This window comes from Odoribacter sp. AF15-53 (assembly GCF_003479425.1).
In the GTDB taxonomy this organism is placed as follows: domain Bacteria; phylum Bacteroidota; class Bacteroidia; order Bacteroidales; family Marinifilaceae; genus Butyricimonas.
Genome location: NZ_QUHC01000004.1, coordinates 96,442 through 108,525, shown reverse-complemented (window position 1 = coordinate 108,525; position 12,084 = coordinate 96,442). Strand labels below are relative to the sequence as shown.

Annotated in this window: 9 protein-coding genes; 2 read left to right on the top strand and 7 right to left on the bottom strand. The window is 44.3% G+C overall.

The window, feature by feature from the left end; all coding sequences use genetic code 11:
• Positions 1-146: 146 nt before the first annotated feature.
• From hisB to DWW52_RS10290, 6 genes are all read right to left on the bottom strand, one after another.
• On the bottom strand, positions 147-1,244 hold the full coding sequence (hisB, locus tag DWW52_RS10315) for a bifunctional histidinol-phosphatase/imidazoleglycerol-phosphate dehydratase HisB (RefSeq protein WP_118715430.1): 1,098 nt from the start codon (positions 1,242-1,244) through the stop codon (positions 147-149).
• Positions 1,241-2,302 (bottom strand): histidinol-phosphate transaminase, encoded by a 1,062-nt coding sequence (gene hisC / locus DWW52_RS10310; protein ID WP_233556826.1) that lies wholly within the window; start codon positions 2,300-2,302, stop codon positions 1,241-1,243. Before hisC ends, hisB begins: the two co-directional genes overlap by 4 nt.
• Positions 2,303-2,362: 60 nt before the next feature.
• A complete protein-coding gene (hisD, locus tag DWW52_RS10305; protein ID WP_199691990.1) occupies positions 2,363-3,649 on the bottom strand; it encodes a histidinol dehydrogenase in 1,287 nt (428 codons plus the stop codon).
• Between the two features lie 70 nt (positions 3,650-3,719).
• The gene (gene hisG, locus DWW52_RS10300; RefSeq protein ID WP_118715428.1) at positions 3,720-4,577 is read right to left on the bottom strand and encodes an ATP phosphoribosyltransferase; all 858 of its coding nucleotides are present in this window, start codon (positions 4,575-4,577) and stop codon (positions 3,720-3,722) included.
• A 328-nt stretch (positions 4,578-4,905) separates the two neighbouring features.
• Positions 4,906-5,928 (bottom strand): DUF4925 domain-containing protein, encoded by a 1,023-nt coding sequence (locus DWW52_RS10295; RefSeq protein ID WP_158582556.1) that lies wholly within the window; start codon positions 5,926-5,928, stop codon positions 4,906-4,908.
• A gap of 312 nt (positions 5,929-6,240) precedes the next feature.
• Complete coding sequence (locus tag DWW52_RS10290) at positions 6,241-7,341, bottom strand: DUF4925 domain-containing protein (protein WP_118715426.1); 1,101 nt, start codon at positions 7,339-7,341, stop codon at positions 6,241-6,243.
• A gap of 345 nt (positions 7,342-7,686) precedes the next feature.
• On the opposite strand from DWW52_RS10290, the gene DWW52_RS10285 reads away from it, so the two are divergent.
• Positions 7,687-9,576, top strand: coding sequence for a PCMD domain-containing protein (locus tag DWW52_RS10285; RefSeq protein WP_118715425.1), 1,890 nt, complete (start codon positions 7,687-7,689; stop codon positions 9,574-9,576).
• 53 nt (positions 9,577-9,629) lie between these two features.
• On the opposite strand, the gene DWW52_RS10280 is transcribed toward DWW52_RS10285, so the two are convergent.
• Positions 9,630-10,697: a DUF4925 domain-containing protein gene (locus DWW52_RS10280; RefSeq protein WP_118715424.1), complete on the bottom strand. Its 1,068-nt coding sequence runs from the start codon at positions 10,695-10,697 to the stop codon at positions 9,630-9,632.
• Between the two features lie 248 nt (positions 10,698-10,945).
• Here DWW52_RS10280 and DWW52_RS10275 point away from each other — a divergent pair, with 248 nt between their 5' ends.
• On the top strand, positions 10,946-11,845 hold the full coding sequence (locus tag DWW52_RS10275; protein ID WP_118715423.1) for an RluA family pseudouridine synthase: 900 nt from the start codon (positions 10,946-10,948) through the stop codon (positions 11,843-11,845).
• Positions 11,846-12,084: the final 239 nt, after the last annotated feature.

Below are 12,084 nucleotides of genomic sequence, written 5' to 3'. Positions count from 1 at the left end.
TCTCCCCCTGTGTAAGGGGGAGCCGGAGGGGGTAGTTATTCCTCCCAAAAGGACTTTTTCCGTCCCCTCGTTTATAGAGTAGACCGCTTCGGGCTCACTTGGCGGCATAGCCGGTGAAGGAGTTTATTTTTTCACTTTCAATTATCCTAAATTACCCCCTTCGTCGACGGCACCCTTCCCCCCGTCTCCTGCCTCACCGCCATTTTCAAGCAACGGGCAAAAGCCTTGAAAATAGCCTCTATCGTGTGGTGCGTGTTCTCTCCCTTCGCCGTCACGTGCAGGTTACACCTCGCACCCTGACAAAACGAGGCAAAAAAATGCTTCGTCATCTCCGTGGGGAAATCACCCACGTACTCCCGGCTAAACGTGGCGTTCCACTCTAACCAACTCCGTCCCCCGAAATCAAGCAAAACCTCGGCTTTCGCCTCATCCATCGGCAAAGCAAAACCATATCGCCCGATCCCCTTCTTCCCCCCCAGTGCCTCCGCAAAACACTCTCCCAGCACGATAGCCGTATCCTCGATCGTGTGATGTTCATCCACCTGCAAATCTCCTTTCACTGAAATAACCAAATCCACCTCCCCGTGCCGAACAACCTGTTCCAGCATGTGATCGAAAAAAGCGATCCCGGTCTTCACCTCCCCTTGTCCCGTCCCGTTCAAATCGAGAGCTACACGTACCGCCGTCTCCGCCGTCGTTCTCACTCGAATCGCCTGACGACTTCCTTGTTTCAGAAAACTGACAATCTTACCCCATGACCCCGTACTCAAAACAATCGGCAAACCTTCCCCCTCTTCTTCTCCAAAAAATATTCCTCGAATTCCCATATTCTCCGCCAACTGCATATCCGTCAACCGATCCCCGATCACGTAAGAATTCATCCGGTCCAAACTTTCATTCAGATACTTCCCGACCATTCCTGTTCCGGGCTTTCTCCGGGGAGAACAATCTTCAGGCATACTCTCGTCAATCAATACCTCGTCAAAAACAACCTCTTCCCCCGCCAGAGTCTTCAGCATAAACTCATGTGGTGGCAGGAAAGTATCCATCGGGAAACGCCCCGTTCCCAAACCATCCTGATTACTCACCATCACCAACCGGTAATCCGTATCCCGCACGATCTCCCGTAATGCACCGATAACACCCGGCACGAACGCCAGTTTTTCCATACTATCCACCTGATAATCTCCCGGAGGTTCCTGAATAATCGTTCCGTCCCGGTCTATAAACAATATCTTTTTCATAACCTATAACTTGTAACTCGCTGAAGGCGATATTCCTTTAATTTCCGAATCAATAAATTATTCTCCTCCCTCGTCCCGATCGTAATCCGCAACCCACAACTCAACCGGGGAGGGATATGCCGTACTCGTACCACAACCCGGTTCTCAATCAGATACTTGTACAACTCCAGATAACATTCACAACAAACCAACACGAAATTAGCTTCCGAATCACTCACCACCTCCAACCAAGGTAATCCCCGCAAAATCCCTATAACCCTCTCCCTCTCGCTCTTTATCATCTCCACCTCCCTCCGGAAAGAACTTTCATCTCGCAAAACCTCCAACGCCTTCCGTTGAGTCAAAATCCCGATATTATAAGGCGGCTTCACCTTATTCAAATAAACCACCAATTCCGGATCCGCCACACAAATCCCCACCCGTAATCCAGCCAACCCCCATGCCTTCGACAAAGTCTGCAACACAACCACGTTCCGGTAAGCATCCTGCAATTTAACGGCAGACTCCATATCTGCGAAATCAATATACGCCTCATCCACGACCACCACCCCATCAAAACGTGCCGCTACCCGTTCTATCCGTTCCAAAGGAATCACGTTCCCCACCGGGTTATTCGGCGTACAGAAAAAAATCATCTTCGTGTATTGATCCACCCGATCAAACAACGCATCCCACCCCGGCATAAATTCCTCGTCCAAATCCAAGCGACGTACCTCCACATCATTCACCCGCGCGCTCACCTCGTACATCGAATATCCGGGCGAAAAAACAATCACATTATCCTGCCGGGGAGTACAAACCGTACGTATCAACATATCAATCAACTCGTCACTTCCATTACCCAGAACCAACCGGGAAACCTCCACCCCTTTCAACCGCCCGATCACCTCCTTTAACTCCCGCTGGTAAGGATCGGGATAACGATTATACCCCGATTCAAACGGATTCTCATTCGCATCCAGCAACATGACACCCGTTCCCTCGAATTCCTCCCGGGCACAAGAATACCCCTGTACCCCCTTTATATTATCCCTCACGATCTTTGCAAAATCCATCATTCTAAATTCTAAATTTCAAATTCTAAATAGCAATCACCGAACCTTTTCATCTTTTAGTTTTTAGCTTTTAACTTTTATCTTTCTTACTCTTACCGCATTCCCATGCGCCTCCAACTTCTCGTTATCCGCCATAACCTCTATCGTCCTTCCCAAGTAATTCAACCCTTCCGGTGTAATCTCCTGAAAACTGATCTTCTTCATAAAGGCATCCATATTCACCCCGCTACACATCCGAGCATACCCGTTCGTGGGTAACGTATGGTTCGTCCCCGAAGCATAATCTCCCGCACTCTCCGGAGAATAATGTCCCAAAAACACGGAACCCGCATTACGAATCTCCGGTACCCAATCCAAATAATTCTTCACGCTTAGCATCAAGTGTTCCGGCGCGTAACAATTCACCAATTCCACGCACTCCTCACGAGAACCCAAAACAATATATTTAGAATTTCTCAACGCCACCTCGGCAATCGCCTTTCTTGGAATCCGTTCCAATTGCCCGACCAACTCCTTTTCCACCTCATCAATCAACCGTTCATCACAAGTCACCAAAATAACCTGACTATCCGGCCCGTGCTCCGCCTGGGACAACAAATCAGCCGCCACGAATGAAGCCCGTGCCGTTTCATCCGCCACAACCATCAACTCCGAAGGCCCTGCGGGCATATCAATCGCCACACCGTATCTCCCCACCCATTGTTTAGCCGCCGTTACGAAACGATTCCCCGGCCCGAAAATCTTATCCACACGTCCGATACTCCCCGTACCTAACCCCAAAGCCGCAATCGCCTGAATCCCCCCGACCTTGAAAACCCGCGTAACCCCGCACAAACGAGCCGTCCACAGGATGGCAGGATTCACCCGCCCGTCCATTCCCGGAGGCGTACAAATCACCACTTCCCCACACCCGGCTAATTTTGCCGGAACAGCCAACATCAACACCGTCGAAAACAACGGGGCACTACCTCCCGGAACATACAATCCCACCCGGTCAATCGCCCTAGCCTCCTGCCAACAACGAAATCCCCGCTCGCTCACGTATTCGCACCTCACGGGAACCTGCACCTTGTGAAACTCCTCGATATTCCCTTTAGCCACCCGAATTGCTTCTTTCAACTCCTCACTCACCAACCTCTCCGCCTCCAGAAACTCCTCTTCCGTCACCTCAAACCGCTCCAACTTCACCCGATCAAAATACCACGTGTACTTTCTCAACGCCTCATCCCCGTCTCTCGCCACCTCGTCAAACACCGCTTTACACACCTTTTCCAAATCTTCCCCCTTATTCACCGGACGTTCCACAACCTTCGCCCATTCCTCTTTTCCCGGATACAAAATCTTATTCATCATATCATTTTTTCAATTAATAAAAACCTGTAACTTATAACCTATCAACCCGAAACTCGCCGCAGGCGACTCACTCGATCATTTTCTCTATCGGCACCACCAGAATCCCCTCGGCTCCCGCCGCCTTCAACGCCCCGATCGACTCCCAGAACTTGTTCTCGTTCACCACCGAATGAAGCGAATACCACCCCTTTGCACACAACGGCATAATCGTGGGACTCTTCACTCCCGGAAGCAGCTCACAAATCTTTTGTAACCTCTCCTCCGGTGCATTCAATAAAATATACTTATTACACTTGGCCGCCAGTACCGCCTTCATTCGAAAAATCAACTGTTCTATCAACTCCCGTTTCTCCGCATCCAACGTAGGATTAGCAACCAAGCAAGCCGTTGACTTAAACAACGTGTATACCTCCGTCAAACCATTCTTCAAAAGAGTGCTCCCGGAACTCACGATATCACATATTGCATCTGCCAACCCGATACCGGGAGCGATCTCCACCGATCCGGTAATCACGTGCGCTTCCGCCTGAATATTATTCTGTCCCAAAAAATCATTCAGCGTGTTAGGATAAGAAGTTGCTATCCGCTTCCCCTGCAACCAACCGAGCCCGGTAAACTCCTCCGATTTCGGAATAGCGATAGAAACCCGACACCCGGAAAATCCCAAATCCAGTAATTTCAACACTCTCGCCCGTTTCTCGATCACCGTATTTTCCCCGATAATCGCCACGTCAGCAATCCCGTCCTCCACGTAATGAGGAATATCCGAATTGCGTAAATACAACACCTCCAAGGGAAAATTCGAAGCTTGTGCCACCAATTGATCTTTCCCGTTATTAATACAAATTCCACACTCTTTCAGCAGTTCGAGGGTATCCTCGTTCAATCGACCTGATTTTTGAATCGCGACTTTTAACTTCACCATTTTTGTCTGATTTATCGTCGCTCTGAATCCGGAAAGGCATCTATCTATCGAAAAAAACAAAACGAGCCCGCCTGATTCAGGCGAGCTCGTTTATACTTTCTTTATTTCAAATTACAGCACAACAGCATCATCTCACCTGAAAACAGTGATGGCAATGATGATGCATATGATGTAATGTACTATTCATATTTTGTCTTTTTCGTGCTGCAAATATATAAAAGGAAAACTATTTTCCAAACCTCTTCTTTAATATTTAAAGAAAAAAAAATCCGGAAGACTAGTCTTCCGGACAATTATGCATATCATCAGCTCTCTTATTTACAAACAATTATTTCGCAGGTGCCAATTTCAAACCTACTTTCATCTCAGTAGTCACGGCTAACGCTCCTGGTAAACTCTCGATAAGAGCTTTAGCAGGAACTTTCAAAACTGGAATCTCATAATCATCAGGAATCAAACTACCCACCATAGGAAGTAAGGGACTCAATTGTTTTACCAAAACTTCATCTACATATACATACACACTCCCTGATGCAATTTCAAAATGTACCGGGATTCCTTCTGTCAAAAGTTTCTCCAAAACAGCAAACGTCGGATCTACACCTGTAGAACGACCAACTTGATCCATATTCGCTTGATTCATAATCATGTCAAGATTCAAGTATACATAACAAATACCATCCTTCACGCAATAATGAGCCAAGTTTAAGGGAGATTGCCGCCAATCAGCTTCCGGTTCCGGATTCTCGTCTGTAGCTGTGGCCGCATTATAAGTTGCAACAATATTTCCATCCTCCTGAAAAGTCACATCTTGTAAATACTGTTTCAACATCATTCCAGACAAAGAAAGCAAAGTTGCGAAACCACCCGTATTCATCTTCTTAGGGGTCTCAATCAAAACATAATCCCTAGGCAACCATGTCATCTTCACTCCCGTCAAATTCCATTTCTTCATCAAATCGTTTTCGACAAACTTCACATTTACCCCCAAAGTCAATTTTCCCTTCTCAATAGAACCACTCAAAGTCACCGTACGGACATCACTTTTATTCTCTGCCGCAAATGTATGAATAGAATTACTTTCGACCAATTCAATATCCGAAATAACAGTTTCCTCCTCTCCCGGAACGACACCTTTCAATCTTAATGTAGCTTTCACTCCATCTGCCGAATTAAACTCCACATTTTTTCCAGTCAACACAATGTCACTATATTTCAAATCTAATACATGATCCGTACTTGTCGTAGAGTAAGTTCCATTAAAATCTTTCGGACTATCTTTATCATCATCACTACAACTAGTCAAGAATGCTAATCCCAAGACAATTAAAAATAAAAACTTGTTTTTCATCATAATTCAATTACCGATTAATAATAATTTTTCCATTGGATTTACACTACTTAGCAAATACCAAGCCAAACAGCCTGTAATTGGAGAAAATTATTTTTAATTATACATTCAATTTAGCCCTTGAATTACGAAGAACAAATCCCATTAATTAAATAAACATCAGCGCAACATAAAATACGATTTATAAAAAAGTAGTTCAAAATACTCTCTTACAAGTTAATTACTTTTTAAAGATTGGATTACAAACTTTAATTCAAGCAATAACCGAGTATTTTGAACTACCTTCTACAAATAAATTGATTTATTCTTTTCCTATTTTAGTTGCAGTACATGTACTGTTTCTTTAATAGTTCTAGGTAAAGCCATTGAAGCCTGAGGTTGCTCAGCCTCTACATAAGGCACTAAATCTAACCCCAATTCTATCGTTTTACTTTTTTCGACTAAACGGATAACATCATAAACAAGAGGAACTAATTCTTTCATATCCTCATTCCCCTGCATCATCGGAATCAATAACTCCCGAATAGGATTCATAAATGGTAACATCATTTGTTGATCCACGTAAGCTCTAATTCCTCCCTCGTTAATATCCAATTTCAAAGGAATTCCATTAACAACCATATTCATCATTTCCTCCAATCCCATCTCACTTCGACCAATTAACAACGATGCCATATCCGGTATTAACAAAGCAATATTTATTGACAAATATATCTGTCCATCTTTTACATTGTATCTTACCAACTCTTCTGAAGATTGTACAAAATTACCTTCACCAGAACCCATTTCATCCATATTCTCTAAATAAGTTGCAATCAAGGTTCCATTATCTTTGAATTCTACCTTTTTCAACAACATCGGTAAAATTTGTCCTCCTATATTAGAAACCATTGGTATAAACATTGATACAGGTAATCCCATTATTGTTGAAGTATCCGCTTCAGGAATAACATTCATATATAATCCTGACGAAAGAGGAGCGCCGCTGTCATCTGTTTCGACTGGAGCCAATTGCCATTCACCCACAACCTTCGAAGTCACCTTGAACCCAGTCTTCAAACTCAATACTCCTGATTTTACAGCACCTTCCACAGAGACCGTACGATCATCATTCTTATTCTCCCCGATAAAAGAATAATCGTCACCACTCAATTCCGTAACCACCAAATTCTTTATCTCCAAAGCCGATTCCCCGGGGATCAACCCTTTCAATGTAACTGAAGCATTCTCTTTATTAATAGAATTAAAAGCAACAGACGCTCCTGTTATATCCATTCCGTTCAACTTCAAATCCAACTTATCTGCAGAGTAATCCGCAGAATAATTCTTGAACGGATCCTTGTCATCATCGTCACTACAACTGGCAAATAACGCCATCCCCAAAATCAACAACCATAAAAATCTATTTTTCATACTTCATTAAATAATAATTAAACATTCGTTTCTATCCTTTATTCAAATTATTTCATCATCAACAAACCTTCGTTTATTGTGCTACATGGCCTTATCAATAGCAAAAAACGTGCAAAATTAATCAAATAACGCAACCAATGCATGATTTTAACATTTTCGTAATCGTATATATTTAATTACCTGTTATTTAATAATACCATGTTTTTATTTTCTAGCTATATAGCCATGTGGTCTTTCTTAAATTTCAACCGGTGTAATGTTTGTTCATACGTCATCAATAAACGAAGGTTTATTGATATTGCAAATCTGATTATAAAAAGATGTCTAATTAATATTTAATGAAGTATGAAAAACAAACTTTTATTGTTATTAGCTTTAAGCATAGTATTTTTCACCGGCTGCAAGGACGATGACGATCCGGTACCCCCCACGATAGACAAGGTCGTCGGTCAATACTCCGGGGAAAACTTAAAAGCGACTATCACCGGAGCCGCTACTACCGAAAACGCCTCCGTGCAAATCATTCAAAAAGAAGACAATACCACTTCTTTCAAGTTAATCAATATCGTCCCCGGATACACTGAATTCGAGATACCCAATGTTACCTTCGAAGCCCTTAGTCGTTCCTACTACAGCCAGCTAACAGGTTCTATCACGGATAATATTAGCGGCTATAAAGTCCAGGCCAACGCCAACATCGAGGATGATATCATGGAAATAAACATCACAATCACGGAAATAGAAGGCGAACCGACAAGCGCCGAAGACTTCTATAACAAAACCTTCAAGGGAGAAATGACTATCGACCTGGGAATAGAACCCGTAACCATGACCCAACGCGTGTACGTGAGCAAGCCCTCTGGCAAAGACCCGAATTATCTTCGCCTAAAAATCGAAAACTTCTCCTTCCAAGGTATCAACTTGGGAACAATTCAGGTTGACACGATCCCATTCGTTAAAAGAGGAGATGTATACGGTTTCACCGCAAAAGATCGAGAACTTACCGGATTGGATATCCCCGGCGTTGAGGGAGTGAAGCTAACTGCCCGTGGAGCCATCGTTGAAAATCATATCATGAAATTGAACCTCTCCGTGAACGCAACGCCACTAGTTGTTAACGTTACCTTCACGGGAGACACGATCACTGAAAACACGGACACCAAAATCAAATTAACGATTGAAGGCGAAGCTGTTGCGACCCAACCGGACAACTCAAAAACGGCCTCGATTTACATTTTCAATATATGGGAAACAGCCACGGCCAATCAATTAAAGTTGACACCCAAGATTGAACTTCCGAAAGGAGCAACCCTCGATTCCATCGTGGTTCGATACTCTGACGGGACGAAAGCCAAACTTAAAGAAAATGACGCTATCGACTTCTCCAAGATCGAAGGAGAAAAATACGATGTAAGATATTACATCACGCCGGAAGACGTCCGTTATCCCGCAACCAAAACCCTCCGTTTGGAAAAAATGTCGGAATTCAAATCCGTTTACAAAATGGACAACTGGAACACCCCCGATGAGAAAGAATACCAAGAACCCGCGAACCTGGCTAGTTCTAACGCTGCTGCAGACCTCTTCCCGCTATCAGGAGGAATGATCGGGCATCCGGAATTAACAGCTACACCTTATCCCGTTAGCCAAGACGGGGATGCAGCTAAAATCTTAACCAGAGACACTTACGGTGGATACGCTTTGATCGCAGTTATGCCTAAAGTCACGGCCGGAACGTTATTCAACGGCACATTTGAACTGGATGCACTGGCACCCCTGAAAAGTACTCATTTCGGGGAAGCATACCGAGGAACAAAAGCACCCGTTGCATTTAAATTCACGTACAAATACACGCCAGGCCCCAAATTTTTCAACACGGTAATCACCGGGTCTGGCTTCGGAACAAAAGTCACAGCAGAAGAAGTTCCGGATAAAACGGATGAATGCTCCTTGACGGCCTATGTGTACGAGGTAGATTCTTATAATGATCACCTAGACGGGACGAACATCAACACTTCAGACAAAGTCATCCTTAAAGCCGCTTTTAGCAGTGGAATTCAAGATAGCTTTATAGAAAAAACAGTCAATTTTGAATCCACGGGTAACGGCACGTTTGATCCGACCTCCCAAAAATACAAAATCGCCATTGTTTGTACCCCCAGCAAAGAAGGAGACGCCTATAAAGGTGCCCCCGAAAGTACGTTATGGGTAAAATCACTGGAAGTAACCTATTAATTAATCTTACCGGGCACGCCTTAAAACGCATGCCCGGTAAATCATATCAAATACTACTCGGTAACATTAAACTTCAACCCGACTTCCATAGCAGTCGTAGCCTCTAACGCACCCGGCAAATTCTCCAGGATCGGTTTTAAAGGAACCGAAATCGTTTTTCCCAAAAAAGTAGCTTCGAATGCCATGTCATCAGGAATTAATCCTTCAAGCATAGGAACCAGTGGCCCAACTTGTTTCAACACAACCTCGTCCAGATACACGTACAATGCACTCCCGTCCGTGATCTCGAAATGAACAGGAATTCCATTTGTCAAAAGCTGTTCCAAGGCACCAAGTATCGGATCCGTACCGGTAGAACGTCCTCCGGCTTGATCTTCCTCCACCTGACGCATGATCATCTCTATATTCAGGTACACGTAACAAACACCATCTTTTACGCGATAGTGAACCAGATTCAATGGCGATGCCTGCCAGTCAGCCGCGGGCTCCGGATCAGCTTCCGTGGCGGTAGCTGCATTATACTTGGCAACAATATTCCCGTCTTCCCTGAAAGTCACGTTCTGCAAATAATTTTTCAACTCTTTTCCTAACATAGTAGGAGCCATCGTCGCAAGCAAGCCCGTGGTCAACTTCATCTTCGTAAAACCCAGGTCAACCTCCGTCAAAGGATAATCGTGAGGAGTCCATGCCATCTTTACCGACGAAAAATCCCATGTATTCATCAAATCATTCTGGGCAAACTTCACGTCAACCTTCAAACTCAATTTTCCTTTCTCGACAGTTCCCGTCAAAGTCACGGTACGATCGGCATCCTTGTCCTCTACCGAAAACGAGTAAACAGAATTACTACCCGTCAAATCCACGTTCGGAATAACAATCTCTTGTTCTCCCGGCACGACACCTTGTAACTTGAAGGTCCCTTTCTTCCCATCAACCGAGTTAAACTCCACGGATTTCCCCGTAAATATAGCATTACTATACTTTAAATCTAATACATGATCTGTACTCGCTGCAGAATAAGTCCCGTTAAAATCTTTCGGCCCATACTTATCATCATCATCACTACAACTAGCAAAAAACGTGATACCTAAAATCACTAATAATAACAACTTGTTTTTCATAATACTTAAATTACCGATTTATAATCATTTTTTCATCAAACATTACCCTCTCTTACATATTTCTTTCCATGCCAATAAGATTCCAAACAGAGTATACAACAAAGATCAAGCCCAAGTTCCAGTGGTACGCCCCTATTTCCGCAACAACACGAGGTTAAATTTGTCTATTTTCGTACAAACATTCACTTAATCATCATTCCGCATCTTTACTTTTATTATCTTTACCCTCGAATAATGTAGATAAACTTATGAAACCCAAATACCCATCCCATCGCCCGACACCACGAAGCAGAAATTTCGAAATCCAGGAAGAGAACACACTCATGCCCTTCCTGTTGCAAGCCTTGCATGATCAAAGCAGGACAACCGTTAAATCACTGTTGGCCCATAAACTCGTGCAAGTCAACAACCGGATTACCACCCAATTCGACACCCCGCTAAAACCCGGCGACACGGTGACCGTTGGCATGAACAAGACGGCAGCCCCCTTTCATCACCCGATGTTAAACATCCTACACGAGGATGAAGACTTGATTGTCGTTGAGAAAGCGAGCGGTTTACTCTCCATGGGGACGGAACGGGACAAGACCAAAACAGCCTACCATATCCTGAACACCTACGTGAAAAGTAAAAATCCCCGAGGCCACGTCCTCATCCTCCACCGATTGGATAAAGAAACCTCAGGAATCATGATGTTCGCCAAAAACTTGAAAACCCAGGAAACCTTACAGAAAAATTGGAACGACATGATTCTCGAACGGAACTACGTGGCCGTTGTCGAGGGATGCCCGCAACCGGAACAAGGGCAAGTAAAATCATACATCAGTGAAAACAGCGCTCTCATCGTCCATTCAGCCTCCGCTAGAGATGGAAAACTCGCAATCACGAACTACACGACGCTAAAATCAAACCGACAATTCTCGCTCGTGGAACTGAGTCTCGAAACCGGACGTAAAAACCAGATCAGGGTACACATGCAGGAAATAGGTCACCCCGTTACCGGAGACAAGAAATACGGGGCCACGAAAAACCCCTTGCACCGCTTGGCCCTGCACGCTTTCAAACTCCATTTCATCCACCCGGTTACGGGCAAAAAGATGAAATTTGAAACTCACATACCCGCCAAGTTCACGTCCTTGTTCAAATAAACGTACAGCTCCAAGGCTGTCTGAAAAGTCTCTTCCCTACAAAATCACTACCCCCTCCGGCACCCCCTTACACGGGGGGGGAGGATTGATTACCAAGCAGTTTCCCCTCCCGTGTAAGGAGGGGCTAGGGGTGGTTGTTCCAGGTAAATTGACTTCTCTGACAATCTCTATTCATCCCCAAAACAAGGGATCGCCTATTTTTTTAGGCGACTACCAAGTGACTATTAGGCCACATGTAG